Here is a 14347-nt window from a genome sequence, read left to right as displayed (position 1 = left end):
CCTTCGGGCGGTTCCGGATGCCCTAGTCGTCCTCGGCGCTCGGGCTCCCCGTCGGCACTGGTGCGTCCGGTGGGTCGCCCAGTGCCGCCAGCGCCTGCTTCGCCAGCGGCACCCGTAGCGGCGAGAAGTACGGGTTGATCCGCAACGCCTCCTGCAGATGCCGCCGCGCGGGCCAGACCAGGTCCAGCTCCTGCTCGATCATGCCCCGGTGGTACACGTACAGCGCACTGCGCACCGCACCCCCGTGCGCCCTGTCCGTCGCCGCCATGGCGAACTTCAGCGCCCCCTTGTCGTCCCCGGCCATGTGCAGCGCCCACCCCAGCGCGTCCGCCACCTCGGTCCCCGGCTGCCGCTGCCACTCGGCGCGCAGCAGCCGCACGGCCGTGCGCGCATCCCCGTGGTCCGCCTCGAACACACCGCGCACCAGGTCGTCGTCCACACCGCCCGCCACCTCGTCCTGCACCCGGGTGCCCAGCACGTCGTACTCCGCGCGGGCCGCATCCGCCATGCCCAGCGACTCGTACAACTCGCCGAGTTCCAGGGCGTACTGGGGGCACGGCTGCCTGTCGAGCGCCACCCGGTACGCGTTCAGCGCCTCCGTGGTGCGGCCCAGTGCCGCCAGCGTCCTGCCCTGTCCGGCCTGCGCGGCCCGCTGGTCGGGGTCGAGCCGTACCGCCGCCTGGAAGTGCCGGAGCGCCTCCTCCAGGTCTCCGCGCTCGAAGGCCAGCTGCCCGGCCCGCTCCAGCCATGCCGCCTGCTCGGCCGGTGTGCCCGCTGCCGCCGCCGCGTCCGAAAGGGCGGCTGCGGCATCCTCCCGCCAGCCCCGGTCGCGGTAGAGGGCCGCGGCCCGCGCCCGCACGGCGGCCGCCCCGGGGTGCAGCTCCAGCAGCCGGTCCAGTGTCTTCTTGGCCGCCTTGTAGTCGCCGAGGCCGGTGTAGGCGTCGATCAGCAGCGGATACGTCGTCCACCGCTTCGGCGCGAGCTTCAGCGCCGCCACGCCCCAGGTCCGCGCCGACCGGAAGTCCCGGCGCGCGTTCGCCAGCGCCGCCATGCCGGCCGACGCCGTCGCGTTCCCCTTCTCCCGGACCTTCAGCGAGGTCCGCAGCGCCCTCTCGGCCCGCGGGTAGTTCGTCGCGTCCGCCGTGCGCCGCCCCTGCTCCACATAGGCCGTCCCGAGCACCGCCCACGACTGCGCGTCCTCGGGGTGCGCGCGCACCCGGGCCTCGCGCCCGGCGATCAGCATCGCCAGGTCCGGCAGCGCGGCCGGCACCCCGGAGGTCACCGCCGTCAGCGCCTGCGCGCCCGGTGCCGGAGCGGGCGCCACCGGCCGGGGCACGGTCGCCCGCTCCCAGGGCCACAGCGCCAGCACCCCGCCGAGGACCGCACACCCCGCGACGGCGGCGATCAGCACCCGTCGGACCGGACGCGGGCGGCGGCCCTCCGCTTGCTTCTCCATGGCGATCACTGTGCGTCATTGCCGTCCATACGACGAGCACATCCCGGCGTACGTCCAGTGCCGTAGACGGGGTTCACACCGATGGCCCCGGGTGCGACGCTGTGATCATGAGCCGCATCGAAGCGCGTCGCGATGAAGACACAGCAGCGACCGGCAGCCTCGTCGAGCGTCTGCTGGGAGGTCTGCCCGCCGAGGCCGTCCTGACCGACCCGGACGTCACGGCCTCCTACGCCAACGACATGGCCAGCTTCTGCCCGGCCGGCACCCCGGCGGTGGTGGTGCTGCCCCGCACGGTCGAAGAGGTCCAGCACGTCATGCGCATCGCCACCGAACTGCGCGTCCCGGTCGTCCCGCAGGGTGCCCGCACGGGCCTGTCGGGCGGCGCCAACGCCTCCGACGGCTGCATCGTGCTGTCCCTGACCAAGATGGACCGCATCCTGGAGATCAGTCCCGTCGACCGCATCGCCGTGGTCGAACCGGGCGTCATCAACGCGACCCTGTCCCGCGCGGTCGGCGAACACGGTCTGTACTACCCGCCGGACCCGTCCAGCTGGGAGATGTGCACGATCGGCGGCAACATCGGCACGGCCTCGGGCGGTCTGTGCTGTGTGAAGTACGGGGTCACGGCCGAGTACGTGCTCGGCCTGGAGGTGGTGCTGGCCGACGGGCGGCTCATGTCCACCGGCCGCCGCACGGCCAAGGGCGTCGCCGGCTACGACCTGACCCGGCTCTTCGTCGGCTCCGAGGGCTCGCTCGGCATCGTCGTCAAGGCGATCCTGGCCCTCAGGCCGCAGCCGCCACAGCAGCTTGTGCTGGCGGCCGAGTTCGCGTCCGGCGCCGCCGCCTGCGACGCGGTGTGCCGGATCATGGAGGGCGGCCACGTGCCGTCGCTGCTGGAGCTGATGGACCGTACGACGGTCAAGGCGGTCAACGACCTCGCGCACATGGGCCTCCCGGAGACCACCGAGGCCCTGCTCCTCGCGGCCTTCGACACCCCGGACCCCGCCGCCGACCTCGCCGCCGTCGGCGCGCTGTGCGAGGCGGCGGGCGCCACCCAGGTCGTCCCGGCCGACGACTTCGCGGAGTCCGAACTGCTGCTCCAGGCGCGGCGGTTGTCGCTCACCGCGCTCGAAGCCGTCAGCGGTACGACGATGATCGACGACGTGTGCGTGCCCCGGTCCCGGCTCGGCGAGATGCTCGAAGGCACCGAGCGGATCGCCGAGAAGTACCAGCTCACCATCGGTGTCGTCGCGCACGCCGGCGACGGCAACACCCATCCGACGGTCTGCTTCGACGCCGCCGACCCCGACGAGTCCCGGCGCGCCCGCGAGTCCTTCGACGAGATCATGGCGCTCGGCCTTGAACTCGGCGGCACCATCACCGGCGAGCACGGCGTGGGCGTCCTGAAGAAGGAGTGGCTGGCACGCGAGATCGGCCCGGTGGGGGTGGAGATGCAGCGGGCGGTCAAGCAGGTCTTCGACCCGCTGGGCATCCTGAACCCGGGCAAGCTGTTCTGACCCCCGTGGGGGGTACGGCTCACTGGGCGAGCAACTGGTCGAGCGCGGCGTCGATCCCCAGCTGCTCGCCCTCAGTCCCCGGGGGCACCACCCGCAGCGTCCGCTCCAGCCAGGCCGACACCTGGGCGGCCGGCGCCTCCAGGAGGGCGTCACCGTCGGGTGAACTCAGCGCCATCAGAACGACGCTGCGCCCCTCCGACTTGGTCGGCCACACCCGCACGTCCCCGTGCCCGCAGGCCCGGAACACGCCCTCCACCAGGAGGTCGCGGGAGAACGTCCAGTACACGGGGTTCTCGGAGTTGGTGTGGAAGGTGATGTGGACGGCGTACGGGTCGTCGGTGCGGTAGCTCAGCCGGGCCGGCACCGGAATGCTCCGCTCCGGCGACAGGATCAGTCTGAGCTCCAGCTCGCGCTCCACCACGGTGTAGTGCATGTTGTCCGGTTCCTCTCTCGGGCAGGTGTACGGGGCCCTGCGGGTGGGCCCGTACACGTGGAGAGAGGAGAGGGGCGCCAGCATTACGCGAGTTCGGAGAATTCTTTCCGGACGCGTGAGGACCGTGCACGCCCCCGGCCGAAAGATTCGTGGCTCCCCGGGTTCCACTCGTGTGAAGTACATGTACGAGGTTGCCCGGAAAGGGGTGGGACTGGCGGGACTGTCGGTGGGGGTTGCGCCCGTCTGATAGATGTGGAGGCCTCTATATTGACCCCCGAGCAGATACGGGACGACGGACATGAGCGCCCCAACCCCGGCACCCGGTGACAACAGGCCCCGCGAAGGGTATTACCCGGACCCGTCCATTCCCGGATATGTCCGGTACTGGAACGGTGCGTCCTGGGTTCCGGGCACCAGCCGTCCGGCCCCGACGGACGGCGACTCGCTCGCCCCGCCGCCCGGCAGCGACCCGGCTCCGGTCGAGGAGACGGGACCGCACTTCTTCGACGAGGACCCCGTGCCGCAGTCGGCCCCGGCCCAGCACGGCGGCCGCACCGAACCCGCGGCGGTCTGGGGCGCCGACAGCTCCCGGCAGTCCGGCTTCGGCGGCGACCAGGACCGCCGGGTGTCCTGGGGCAACCCGCAGTCCGCGGACCCGCGCCTCGCCGACGGCGCCCCCGCCCAGCCGGACGGCCAGGCGTCCCGCACCGACGGCACGGCGACGATCCCGCCCGCGGACTCGGAAGGGGACGACCCGGCCTCCGGCGGCACCTTCGTCTTCCGCAGGCCCACGGCGCCGACCGGGGAGAAGGAGCCCCCGGCAGCGGCCGGCCGCGGCATCCCCGGCCCCGGTGGCCCCACGGCCGACGAGGGCACCATGACGTTCCGTGCGCTGTCCCAGCGCACGGGTGGGCAGGGCGGGGCGCAGAACGGCAGCACGGGGGCGCCCGGCTTCGGCGCGGGCAAGGCGGCCGCCGACCGCGCCGCAGCGGCGCAGGCGCAGCCCGCGCAGGCCGCCCCTTCGGGCCCCCAGCAGGCCGCCCCGGTGATCCCGCCGCAGGGCGGCGGCGCCCGGCCCGCAGCGGCAGCCCAGCCCCCCGCCGCGCAGCCGCCCGCCCCCGTCGCCACCCCGATGACCAGCGGCCCCGGCGGCGGCCAGCACTCCTGGGCGCAGCAGGTCCACCGGCTCGCGGGCGCCGACGAGGACCAGCCCGTGGCCCCCTGGAAGCCGCCGGTCGAGGACATCTTCCAGGCGGCCGCCATGCGCCAGGCGTCGGCCCGCCCCGCGGGCCTCGGCAAGCGGCTGGCCGCCCGGCTGCTGGACACCGTCGTCCTCGCCGGCGTCACGGCGGTGGCCGCCGTACCGCTCGGCGCCAAGGCCGTCGACCACGTCAACCAGAAGATCGACGAGGCCAGACTCTCCGGCCAGACCGTGACCGTCTGGCTGCTGGACGGCACGACGACCGTGTACCTGGGCATCGTCCTGGCCGTACTGCTCGGCTTCGGCGTCCTCTACGAGGTGCTGCCCACCGCCAGGTGGGGCCGCACCCTCGGCAAGAAGCTGCTGGGCCTGGAGGTGCGGGACATCGAGGCGCACGAGCCGCCGACCTTCGGCGGGGCGCTGCGCCGCTGGCTCGTGTACAGCGTGCCCGGTCTGCTCGGCGTCGGGGTCGTGGGCGTCCTGTGGTGCCTGTTCGACCGTCCGTGGCACCAGTGCTGGCACGACAAGGCGGCGGGTACGTTCGTCGCGGGCTGACCGCATACCACGTTTGCACCAGGTGATCCGGTACTCCGGACGGCCGTTCGCCGGATGCGGAGCCGGGGGGTTCGCGGTCCACTCGGGCCATGAGCAGCGAACCGCCCCCCGGATCCGGCGGACCGCCGGAGGACGACCCGTTCAGGAAGTCACCGTACGACGCCCCCGGCGGCGGCGGGCAACCCCCGCCGTACGGCGGCGACCCCTACGGCGGCGGCCAGTACCCCACCGACCCCCTCGCCGGTATGCCCCCGCTCGCCGACAGCGGCAGGCGCACGCTCGCCCGGATCATCGACCTGATCCTCGTGGGCATCGTCGTCTGGCTGCTCACCTGGGCGTTCAACGTTCACGAGTACGACGTGAACGGCAACAACCTCTCCTACACCAAGTCCTTCGCGCAGTCGCTGATCGCCGCCGTGCTCTACATCGGCTACGACACGTATCTGATCAGCAGGACGGGACAGACGCTCGGCAAGAAGTGGCTGAGCATGCGCGTCGCCAACCTCGACAACGGCTCCACACCCTCCGTACAGACCACACTGATCCGCTCGGCGGTCCTGTGGATCCCCTTCGCGTTCTGCTGCGCCTGCATCTGGACGGCCATCTCAGGCGGCTGGAGCTACTTCGACCGCCCCTACAAACAGGGCCTGCACGACAAGGCCGCCAAGACGGTCGTGGTGACCACCAGTTGAAGCCGCGCCCCAAGGGGCGCGGGCCGTATCAATATGCGGCTCCGCCGCGTGGGCGCGACAAGCCACGACGGGCCCGCAGACGACCGACGGCCGTATTACGTCAGGAAGCGGCGCGCTCCCGCACGGGCTCGGAGGCCGCCGCCGCGACCGGCACGGGCGCCTCCTCCGCAACCGCAGGAGGCTGCTGCACCGCAACGACCCTCGGCTTCGGCAGAGGAACCGTCATGGCGACCAGCAGCCCGAGGGCGAGTGCCGCGAAGGCGATGACCGCGATCCCCACGCCCGAACTCGTCTGCGACAGCAGCAGCATGGCGAGCGTCGAGAAGATCACGGTGCACGAACCGTAGACGAGCTGGGCGGGCGTCGGACGAGGCATGGCAATCGTGTCCTCGGAAGTGGGGGTCCACGGGGGAGTCGGCCTGGGTTTCTGCCGATTTCCGGGCAGTCCGCCAACCGACTCTAATCGCGTGCATGCCCGAGTGGAACGAACGGTAAGCGTGACCTAACCAACAGTGCCGGTGCACAGGGGGCGCACGGAGTCATGGCGTCCATCAAGTGGACGTTCGAACGCGCCGTCAGGGTGTCCGTAAAGCGAACCTCAACTCCGCATGGCGTCTACCCGACGCCCGGTCAGTGCGTCGGCACCGCCCGGGCGTTCGGGTGTCGGGTGTGGTCTGGAACGGCGAGGACTCCAAGACCGGTAAGCGGAAGGCCTGGGAGGGGAGTTGAAGATGCAGCGTGGTCACAAGGCCCGGCTCCCCGTACCAGAACGGCCGGTTGATCTGGAAGTGGGACACCTGCAGTGGTCCGCCGGCACGCCTATGCGCAGCCGTATCCAGTCCTACGTCTCGCCGTTCAGCCTGTACCGCGCGGACGGCATCACGCTGGACAACGCGGACGTCGAACGAAGCTCCCGTCGTCGAAGGGCGTGCCGGTCTTCGACGTGCCGGTCTTCGACGATCACGCGAGCACCTACTACGAGAACGCGACCCCCTTCGCCGGTGTCAAGATCACTGACACCAACACCAAGATCAGGATCGTCAAGGAGGCCAAGGACGGCTCGACGATCAAGGCCGAGGTCGGCCCCGCGATGAAGTAGTCGGTGTTTCCGCAGGTCAGAAGCGTATCGGTGGTGACCCCCTGGCGGGTCGCCGCCGATCGTGTTTAGGTGCGTCCTGTGCTTCCCTTATTGACACCGGTAACGACATCGACTCGCACGGGGGTGTGACTGCATGGCCGCAGGAGGTTTCTGCAAGCTGCCGACAGGCAGCGTGGTGGTGGCGCTGAACCTGCCCAGCCCCACCGCCGACGGCACGGGCTGCATACGCTTCCTCGTGCACGCCCAGAACCGGGCGCGCGCCCTGACCAGGCTGCGCAACCTGGGCATGCGGGCGGTCTACCTGCGCGGCAACGCCGCCCCGCCGACCCCCGACGAGATCACCGCGGTCCTGCACCACCCCGACGGCCTCATATGGCGCACGGCACCTGACAACGGTGTCCTGGTCGGCCCGCAGGAGCTGTGGCACCCGGTCAGGGCATTGCTGAGGCAGCGCCCCGAAGGGGCGCGGGGAACGGCGCGACCAGCCACGATGGACCTATAGCCGCCCGACGACCCATCGTGGCACCCCGGACCGCGGCACGCTCAGGCAACCACGGGCTTCCCGGACAACTCCACGCCCGCCGAGCGCAGCTCTTCGAGGGCCCGCTCGGTGGTCGCCTCGGCGACCCCCGCGGTCAGGTCGAGCAGCACCTGGGTACGGAAGCCCTCCCGAGCGGCGTCCAAAGCGGTGGCGCGCACGCAGTGGTCGGTGGCGATCCCGACGACGTCGACCTCGTCGACCTCACGGGCGCGCAGCCAGTCGGCGAGCTTCACGCCGTGCTCGTCGGCCCCCTCGAACCCGCTGTACGCCGCCGCGTACGCCCCCTTGTCGAAGACGGCGTCGATCGCCCCGGAGGCGACGGCGGGCGCGAAGTTCGGGTGGAAGCCGACGCCCTCGGTGCCCGCGACGCAGTGCGCGGGCCAGGAGTGCTGGAAGTCTGGGTTGTCGGCGAAGTGGCCGCCGGGCGCTATGTGGTGGTCGCGGGTGGCCACCACGTGCCGATAGCCGGAGCCGCCCGCCTGCCCGATCAGCTCGGTGATGGCGGCGGCCACGTCGGCACCCCCGGCCACGGCGAGGCTGCCCCCCTCGCAGAAGTCGTTCTGCACGTCAACGACGATCAAGGCGCGGCGCATGGTGGGTGTCCTTCTCGACGATGGGGTCGGGGGGAGGGGTGCGGGCCCGGCCATTGAACTTCCGAGCGTATTGAGTTCCCGCCCGGTAGGGGAGGGGGCGTCACGGGGCGTATCCGGCGGCACCTGCTTTAGCTACCCGAGCGCCCGTGTACGTACTCCGTCGGAATGACCGGTTCCCCGCGCGAGAGCTGGGTCGCGGACAGCGGCAGACTGGCGCGCGCGGCCGTGTGCCGGTCGCGTACGACGTCCAGCGGCTCGCGCGCCACCACGTCACCGCCCTTGACCAGCTCGACCAGCAGCTGCAGGTCCGCCAGCTCGGCCGGGACGGTGCCGGTGCCGACGACCTCGGCCTCCGCGACGCCGTCGGCGTCCAGTCGCCGCGCGGCCCACTTGCGGCCGCCGACGGAGCTCTTGCCGCCGCTGGACTTCTTCGCCACCGGCACCAGCGGCGCCTTCGGGTCGTCGGACTCGGCGCGGGCCACCAGCTTGTAGACCATCGAGGCGGTCGGGTGCCCCGACCCGGTGACCAGCTGCGTTCCGACGCCGTACGCGTCCACGGGCGCCGCGGCCAGCGAGGCGATGGCGTACTCGTCGAGGTCCGAGGTCACGATGATCTTCGTGGCCGTCGCGCCCAGCTCGTCCAGCTGCTGCCGCACCCGGTGCGCGACCAGCAGCAGGTCGCCGGAGTCGATGCGCACGGCGCCCAGCTCGGGCCCGGCGATCTCGACGGCCGTGCGGACGGCCTCGGCGACGTCGTAGGTGTCCACGAGCAGGGTGGTGTTGCGGCCGAGCGAGTTGACCTGGGCCTGGAACGCGTCCCGCTCGCGGTCGTGCAGGAGGGTGAAGGCGTGCGCGGAGGTCCCGACGGTCGGGATGTTGTAGCGGAAGCCGGCCGCGAGGTCCGAGGTGGAGGCGAAGCCGCCCACGTACGCGGCGCGGGAGGCGGCGACGGCGGCGAGCTCGTGGGTACGCCGGGCGCCCATCTCGATCAGCGGGCGGTGCCCGGCGGCCGAGGACATCCGGGAGGCGGCCGCGGCGATCGCGGAGTCGTGGTTGAGGATGGAGAGGATCACCGTCTCCAGCAGCACGCACTCGGCGAAGGACCCCTCGACCCGCATGATCGGCGAGCCCGGGAAGTACACCTCGCCCTCCGGATAGCCCCACACGTCACCTGAGAAGCGGTAGGAGGCGAGCCACTCGAGGGTCGCCTCGTCGACGATGTTCCGCTCGCGCAGGAAGCCCAGGACACCCGCGTCGAAACGGAAGTTCTCCACGGCGTCCAGGACCCGCCCGGTGCCGGCCACCACGCCGTAGCGCCGCCCCTCGGGCAGCCGCCGGGTGAAGACCTCGAAGACGCTTCGCCGCTCGGCCGTACCGGCCCTGAGGGCGGCCTGCAGCATCGTGAGCTCGTACTGGTCCGTGAAGAGCGCCGTCGAGGGAACGTCCACCGGCAGCCCAAGGTCCGCTGTGTTCATGGCAAGAATGGTACACCCCTTTGCGTCAGTGTGACGATTTGTGGGGCCCGTGGCAGCATGGGCTGTGTGACGTCACCCGCTCCCCTTGAGATCGAACGGACCGAATCCGCGGAAGAGGTCTTCGCCGTACCCGAGCCGGACGTCCCCTGGGTCACGATCGTCCACAACGACCCGGTCAACCTCATGAGCTATGTGACGTACGTCTTCCAGACGTACTTCGGCTACACCAAGGACAAGGCCACCAAGCTCATGCTCGATGTCCACCACAAGGGCCGGGCGGTCGTCTCCAGCGGCACTCGCGAGGAGATGGAACGCGACGTGCAGGCGATGCACGGCTACGGACTGTGGGCCACCCTCCAGCAGGACCGGAAGTAGCGACTCAACCTGATGCCAGGAACCTTCGAACCGCTCCCCGGCGGCGGCGCGGCCGTCGCGCTCGACGACGTCGAGATCTCCATCATCCGGTCGCTGGCCGTCCAGCTCCTGGAGCTCGTCGGACCCGGCCCCGGCGAGGACGCCCCCGACGACCCGCTGGCCGAGCTCTTCGCCGAGGGCCCCAGCGAGCCCCCGAAGGACCCCGTGCTCAGGCGGCTCTTCCCGGACGCCTACAGCGACCCGGAGGGCACCCCCGGGCCCAAGGAGGCCGAGGAACAGCGGGCGTACTCCGCCGAGTTCCGCCGTTTCACGGAGAACGACCTGCGCGCCGCCAAGCGCGAGAGCGCCCTCGCCGTGATCCGCTCCCTGGACGCGCTCACACCGGCGGGCGACGGCGGGGCGATCCTCAAGCTGTCCGCCGAGGAGTCCCGGCAGTGGCTCGGCGCCCTCAACGACCTACGCCTGGCGATCGGCTCCCGCCTGGAGATCACCGACGAGGACGACACCGACCTCCTCTACCGCCTCCCGGACGAGGACCCACGCAAGCCGATGGTGATGGCGTACCTGTGGCTGGGTGGGCTCCAGGAGACGCTCGTCTCGACCCTTATGCCCTGATACGAGGCGTTCGGCGTTCGCTCAGAGGACGCTCAAATCCGGATAACGATGAGGTCACCAGGGTCGCCTTCTATGCGCCCGTGGGGTGGTCTTTGTCCGGTTCTCCCTGTGGCGTGTGTCACATCTCGCTCCGATGATCAAGGTTGCGGCCGTGATAAATCTTCACGACCGCCCGGCGAACACCACCCACGTTCGGCCGGGTGCGCCACCGAGCCGGCCAATCGCCGGCCAGGCACAACGCTCCATCTATCCGGGGGGATCGAGACCCGATCCGGGGCCGACGAGAGGCCCGGGGTCGGAATGGAGAAAGGCGCATCACCACATGACCTCCGCTCAGGTCGGTACGGACAACGCCCCCGAGGGGGCCGAAGAGGGGTACGAGCGCGGGCTCGGCAGCCGTCAGGTCCAGATGATCGCGATCGGCGGCGCCGTCGGCGTCGGCCTCTTCCTGGGTGCCGGGGCGAACATCGCCAAGGCCGGCCCCAGCCTCATCTTCATGTACGCCCTCGCGGGCGTGATCATCTTCTTCATCATGCGGGCGCTCGGCGAGCTGCTCCTCTACCGCCCGGTCTCGGGCTCCTTCGCGGAGTACTCCCGCGAGTTCCTCGGCCCGTTCTTCGGCTACTTCACCGCCTGGACCTACTGGCTGATGTGGGTCGTGACCGGCATGGCCGAGCTGACGGCCGCCGCGATCTACGTCCACTACTGGTTCCCGCACATCCCGCAATGGACGACCGCCCTGGTCTTCCTGGTGATCCTCTTCGGGGTCAACCTGATCTCCGTGAAGCTCTTCGGCGAGCTGGAGTTCTGGTTCTCGATGGTCAAGGTCACCGCGCTGATCGGCATGATCGTGATCGGGCTCGGCGTCCTCACCTTCGGCTTCAGCGCCGCCGGTGACACCGCCTCCGTCGCCAACCTCTGGCAGTTCGACGGCTTCTTCCCCAAGGGCATCGGCTCGTCCCTGATGACCCTGCAGGGCGTCATGTTCGCCTACCTCGCCGTCGAGCTGGTCGGCGTCACGGCCGGCGAGTCCGAGAACCCGGAGAAGACCCTCCCCAAGGCGATCAACACCCTGCCCTGGCGCATCGCGCTGTTCTACGTCGGCGCGCTCACCGTGATCCTCTGTGTCGTCAAGTGGACCGAGTTCGCGCCCGGCGTCAGCCCCTTCGTGAAGGCGTTCGCGCTGATCGGCATCCCGGCCGGTGCGGGCATCGTCAACTTCGTCGTCCTGACCGCGGCGCTGTCCTCCTGCAACTCGGGCATGTACTCCACGGGCCGCATGCTGCGCACGCTGGCGGACAACGGCGAGGCCCCGCGCGCCTTCTCCAGGCTGTCGGCCTCCAAGACGCCGGCCCTCGGCATCACGGTCTCCGTCGCCTTCATGGGCATCGGCGTGGTCCTCAACTACATCGTCCCGGAGAAGGCGTTCGGCTACGTCACCTCGGTGGCCACCGCGGCCGGCATCTGGACGTGGCTGATGATCCTGATCAGCCACGTCCTGTACCGCCGGGCCGTCGTCGCGGGGCGGCTGCCCGCCTCGTCCTTCCCGGCGCCGGGCGGCGCGGTGTGCTCGTACATCGCCATCGTGTTCCTGCTCTTCGTCACCGGTCTGATCGCTTACGACGCCGACTCCCGCGTCTGCCTCTATGTGATGGCCGGCTGGGCGGTCGTCCTCGGCATCGGCTGGGCGGTCCTCAAGGCGAGCAACCCCGAGGTCACCCGGCGGCGCGAGCCGGAGCTGGAGAAGGTCGGCTGACCCGCCCCCCTGTTCGGCATCCGGGCCGTCCCGTACCACCCATCGGTACGGGACGGCCCTCTGCTTATCCTGGCGAGCATGCTGACCATCACCCAGGCCCTCGTCGACCAGATCGTCGCGCACGCGCGCAAGGACCACCCCGACGAGGCGTGCGGCGTCGTCGCGGGCCCGGCCGGTTCAAACCGCCCCGAGCGGTTCATCCCGATGCTGAACGCGGCCATGTCGCCCACGTTCTACGAGTTCGACTCCGGCGACCTGCTCAAGCTCTACCGCGAGATGGACGACCGCGACGAGGAGCCGGTGGTCATCTACCACTCCCACACCGCGACGGAGGCCTACCCGTCCCGCACCGACATCTCCTACGCCAACGAGCCCGGCGCCCACTACGTCCTCGTCTCCACCGCCGACACCGACGGCCTCGGCGACTTCCAGTTCCGTTCGTACCGGATCGTGGAGGGCGAGGTCACGGAGGAGGAGGTCACGGTCGTGGAGGCCTACTGATCTCGCGCTTCGGTCAGAATTCGTCCAGTATGCGAGATCACACTCGGGGACCGGCTCCGGGAATCGATACGATGACCCCATGGTTTTCCACGACGTGAGCGACAAGACGCCGGGCATGCTGCTCGTGGCGCGGCTGCACGTCGACCTGTGCAGGCTGCAGAGCGCCATCTGTACGCGCTGATCCCTGCCGCCGTACGGCCGTGAGCCGCGGCGCCTTGTGCACCACAAGCTCCACTGCGCTGCCGCGCGCCCACCGACTGACTACTCCCGACAGGAGCCCTGAGCCATGGCCATCGAGGTCCGCATCCCCACCATCCTTCGCACCTACACCGCCGGCGAGAAGGCGGTGGAGGGCAACGGGGACACCCTCGCCGAGCTCTTCGCCGACCTCGAGACCCGGCATGCGGGCATCCAGGCCCGCATCGTGGACAACGGCGAGCTGCGCCGCTTCGTCAACGTCTACCTGAACGACGAGGACGTCCGCTTCCTCGAGGGCATCAACACCAAGGTCGCCGACGGCGACAACGTCACGATCCTGCCGGCCGTGGCCGGCGGCATGGCCTGATCCGCATGCGCTACGACTCCCCGCTGGCCGCGGTGGGCAACACCCCTCTGGTGCGCCTGCCGCGGTTGTCGCCGTCCGAGGACGTCCGCATCTGGGCCAAGCTGGAGGACCGCAACCCCACCGGCTCGGTCAAGGACCGCCCGGCCCTGCACATGATCGAACAGGCGGAGAAGGACGGCCGCCTGACCCCGGGCTGCACCATCCTGGAGCCGACGAGCGGCAACACCGGCATCTCCCTCGCCATGGCCGCGAAGCTCAAGGGCTACCGCATGGTGTGCGTGATGCCCGAGAACACCTCGCAGGAGCGCCGCGACCTGCTCGGCATGTGGGGCGCGGAGATCATCTCCTCCCCGGCGGCGGGCGGCTCCAACACCGCGGTCCGGGTGGCCAAGGAACTCTCGGCCGAGCACCCGGACTGGGTGATGCTCTACCAGTACGGCAACCCGGACAACGCGGGCGCGCACTACGCGACGACCGGCCCCGAGATCCTCGCCGACCTACCCTCGGTCACCCACTTCGTGGCGGGCCTCGGAACGACGGGGACCCTGATGGGCGTCGGCCGCTTCCTGCGCGAGAACAAGCCGGACGTCAAGATCGTCGCCGCGGAACCGCGCTACGACGACCTGGTCTACGGGCTCAGGAACCTCGACGAGGGCTTCGTGCCCGAGCTGTACGACGCCTCCGTGCTGACGACCCGCTTCTCCGTCGGCTCGGCGGACGCGGTCACCCGCACCCGTGAACTCCTGCAACAGGAGGGCATCTTCGCGGGCGTCTCCACCGGCGCGGCCCTGCACGCGGCGATCGGCATCGGCAACAAGGCCCTCAAGGCCGGCGAGAGCGCGGACATCGTGTTCGTCGTGGCCGACGGCGGCTGGAAGTACCTGTCGACGGGCGTCTACACGGCCGCCACGACGGAGGAAGCCATCGAGACGCTGCAGGGACAGCTCTGGGCATAGTCCTTCGAGTCCTTCGT

Annotated in this window: 16 protein-coding genes and 1 pseudogene; 12 read left to right on the top strand and 5 right to left on the bottom strand. The window is 70.6% G+C overall.

The features are described from left to right. Window positions 1–22: 22 nt before the first annotated feature. Window positions 23–1456 (bottom strand): tetratricopeptide repeat protein, encoded by a 1434-nt coding sequence (locus ACWCRD_RS14440; RefSeq protein ID WP_450966153.1) that lies wholly within the window; start codon window positions 1454–1456, stop codon window positions 23–25. Between the two features lie 101 nt (window positions 1457–1557). Here ACWCRD_RS14440 and ACWCRD_RS14435 point away from each other — a divergent pair, with 101 nt between their 5' ends. Continuing rightward, complete coding sequence (locus ACWCRD_RS14435; protein ID WP_450966152.1) at window positions 1558–2973, top strand: FAD-binding oxidoreductase; 1416 nt, start codon at window positions 1558–1560, stop codon at window positions 2971–2973. Window positions 2974–2992: 19 nt separating this feature from the next. Here the strand turns inward: ACWCRD_RS14435 and ACWCRD_RS14430 are convergent, their stop codons facing one another. Continuing rightward, a complete protein-coding gene (locus ACWCRD_RS14430; protein WP_450698270.1) occupies window positions 2993–3406 on the bottom strand; it encodes an SsgA family sporulation/cell division regulator in 414 nt (137 codons plus the stop codon). A gap of 298 nt (window positions 3407–3704) precedes the next feature. Here ACWCRD_RS14430 and ACWCRD_RS14425 point away from each other — a divergent pair, with 298 nt between their 5' ends. Then, on the top strand, window positions 3705–5162 hold the full coding sequence (locus ACWCRD_RS14425) for an RDD family protein (RefSeq protein ID WP_450966151.1): 1458 nt from the start codon (window positions 3705–3707) through the stop codon (window positions 5160–5162). Between the two features lie 89 nt (window positions 5163–5251). Next, window positions 5252–5854, top strand: coding sequence for an RDD family protein (locus ACWCRD_RS14420; RefSeq protein ID WP_450966150.1), 603 nt, complete (start codon window positions 5252–5254; stop codon window positions 5852–5854). 100 nt (window positions 5855–5954) lie between these two features. Here the strand turns inward: ACWCRD_RS14420 and ACWCRD_RS14415 are convergent, their stop codons facing one another. Further along, a complete protein-coding gene (locus ACWCRD_RS14415) occupies window positions 5955–6230 on the bottom strand; it encodes a hypothetical protein (RefSeq protein ID WP_365842146.1) in 276 nt (91 codons plus the stop codon). Window positions 6231–6613: 383 nt separating this feature from the next. Between ACWCRD_RS14415 and ACWCRD_RS14410 the strand changes: the two are divergent. Continuing rightward, window positions 6614–6953 (top strand): annotated as a pseudogene (locus ACWCRD_RS14410) (immune inhibitor A domain-containing protein); the annotation flags it as partial. 133 nt (window positions 6954–7086) lie between these two features. Next, entirely contained in the window at window positions 7087–7455 is a 369-nt protein-coding gene (locus ACWCRD_RS14405) for a hypothetical protein (RefSeq protein ID WP_450966149.1), read from the top strand. Window positions 7456–7496: 41 nt separating this feature from the next. On the opposite strand, the gene ACWCRD_RS14400 is transcribed toward ACWCRD_RS14405, so the two are convergent. Together ACWCRD_RS14400 and ACWCRD_RS14395 are read right to left on the bottom strand one after the other, a co-directional pair. Next, a complete protein-coding gene (locus ACWCRD_RS14400; RefSeq protein ID WP_450966148.1) occupies window positions 7497–8087 on the bottom strand; it encodes an isochorismatase family protein in 591 nt (196 codons plus the stop codon). A gap of 128 nt (window positions 8088–8215) precedes the next feature. Continuing rightward, window positions 8216–9562 carry a nicotinate phosphoribosyltransferase gene (locus ACWCRD_RS14395; RefSeq protein WP_450966147.1) on the bottom strand — a complete coding sequence of 449 codons (1347 nt, stop codon included), beginning with the start codon at window positions 9560–9562 and terminating at the stop codon, window positions 8216–8218. Window positions 9563–9619: 57 nt separating this feature from the next. Between ACWCRD_RS14395 and clpS the strand changes: the two genes are divergently transcribed. The 7 genes from clpS (at window position 9620) to ACWCRD_RS14360 (ending at window position 14330) form a co-directional block, all read left to right on the top strand. After that, window positions 9620–9937: an ATP-dependent Clp protease adapter ClpS gene (clpS, locus tag ACWCRD_RS14390; RefSeq protein ID WP_030943626.1), complete on the top strand. Its 318-nt coding sequence runs from the start codon at window positions 9620–9622 to the stop codon at window positions 9935–9937. A 12-nt stretch (window positions 9938–9949) separates the two neighbouring features. Beyond that, window positions 9950–10552 (top strand): DUF2017 domain-containing protein, encoded by a 603-nt coding sequence (locus ACWCRD_RS14385; protein ID WP_450966146.1) that lies wholly within the window; start codon window positions 9950–9952, stop codon window positions 10550–10552. 322 nt (window positions 10553–10874) lie between these two features. Beyond that, window positions 10875–12308, top strand: a complete 1434-nt coding sequence (locus ACWCRD_RS14380) for an amino acid permease (protein WP_450966145.1) — start codon at window positions 10875–10877, stop codon at window positions 12306–12308. 78 nt (window positions 12309–12386) lie between these two features. Further along, entirely contained in the window at window positions 12387–12809 is a 423-nt protein-coding gene (locus ACWCRD_RS14375) for a Mov34/MPN/PAD-1 family protein (protein WP_450966144.1), read from the top strand. Window positions 12810–12888: 79 nt separating this feature from the next. Continuing rightward, window positions 12889–12990: a putative leader peptide gene (locus ACWCRD_RS14370; protein WP_311736770.1), complete on the top strand. Its 102-nt coding sequence runs from the start codon at window positions 12889–12891 to the stop codon at window positions 12988–12990. A 105-nt stretch (window positions 12991–13095) separates the two neighbouring features. Continuing rightward, on the top strand, window positions 13096–13374 hold the full coding sequence (locus ACWCRD_RS14365) for a MoaD/ThiS family protein (protein ID WP_115907918.1): 279 nt from the start codon (window positions 13096–13098) through the stop codon (window positions 13372–13374). Between the two features lie 5 nt (window positions 13375–13379). Further along, entirely contained in the window at window positions 13380–14330 is a 951-nt protein-coding gene (locus tag ACWCRD_RS14360) for a PLP-dependent cysteine synthase family protein (protein ID WP_450966143.1), read from the top strand. The last annotated feature ends 17 nt before the right edge of the window (window positions 14331–14347 follow it).

The organism is Streptomyces sp. NPDC002092, assembly GCF_053593775.1.
The sequence above is the reverse complement of the archived record's forward strand: the minus strand, read 5'-3'. Positions and strand labels throughout refer to the sequence as shown.

Excerpts from the sequence above, each read along its gene's own strand:
- ACWCRD_RS14440 (WP_450966153.1), bottom strand. The coding sequence starts at position 1,456 with ATGGAGAAGCAAGCGGAGGGCCGCCGCCCGCGTCCGGTCCGACGGGTG.
- ACWCRD_RS14430 (WP_450698270.1), bottom strand. The coding sequence starts at position 3,406 with ATGCACTACACCGTGGTGGAGCGCGAGCTGGAGCTCAGACTGATCCTG.
- ACWCRD_RS14425 (WP_450966151.1), top strand. The coding sequence starts at position 3,705 with ATGAGCGCCCCAACCCCGGCACCCGGTGACAACAGGCCCCGCGAAGGG.
- ACWCRD_RS14420 (WP_450966150.1), top strand. The coding sequence starts at position 5,252 with ATGAGCAGCGAACCGCCCCCCGGATCCGGCGGACCGCCGGAGGACGAC.
- ACWCRD_RS14415 (WP_365842146.1), bottom strand. The coding sequence starts at position 6,230 with ATGCCTCGTCCGACGCCCGCCCAGCTCGTCTACGGTTCGTGCACCGTG.
- ACWCRD_RS14405 (WP_450966149.1), top strand. The coding sequence starts at position 7,087 with ATGGCCGCAGGAGGTTTCTGCAAGCTGCCGACAGGCAGCGTGGTGGTG.
- ACWCRD_RS14400 (WP_450966148.1), bottom strand. The coding sequence starts at position 8,087 with ATGCGCCGCGCCTTGATCGTCGTTGACGTGCAGAACGACTTCTGCGAG.
- ACWCRD_RS14395 (WP_450966147.1), bottom strand. The coding sequence starts at position 9,562 with ATGAACACAGCGGACCTTGGGCTGCCGGTGGACGTTCCCTCGACGGCG.
- clpS (WP_030943626.1), top strand. The coding sequence starts at position 9,620 with ATGGGCTGTGTGACGTCACCCGCTCCCCTTGAGATCGAACGGACCGAA.
- ACWCRD_RS14385 (WP_450966146.1), top strand. The coding sequence starts at position 9,950 with ATGCCAGGAACCTTCGAACCGCTCCCCGGCGGCGGCGCGGCCGTCGCG.
- ACWCRD_RS14380 (WP_450966145.1), top strand. The coding sequence starts at position 10,875 with ATGACCTCCGCTCAGGTCGGTACGGACAACGCCCCCGAGGGGGCCGAA.
- ACWCRD_RS14375 (WP_450966144.1), top strand. The coding sequence starts at position 12,387 with ATGCTGACCATCACCCAGGCCCTCGTCGACCAGATCGTCGCGCACGCG.
- ACWCRD_RS14370 (WP_311736770.1), top strand. The coding sequence starts at position 12,889 with ATGGTTTTCCACGACGTGAGCGACAAGACGCCGGGCATGCTGCTCGTG.
- ACWCRD_RS14365 (WP_115907918.1), top strand. The coding sequence starts at position 13,096 with ATGGCCATCGAGGTCCGCATCCCCACCATCCTTCGCACCTACACCGCC.
- ACWCRD_RS14360 (WP_450966143.1), top strand. The coding sequence starts at position 13,380 with ATGCGCTACGACTCCCCGCTGGCCGCGGTGGGCAACACCCCTCTGGTG.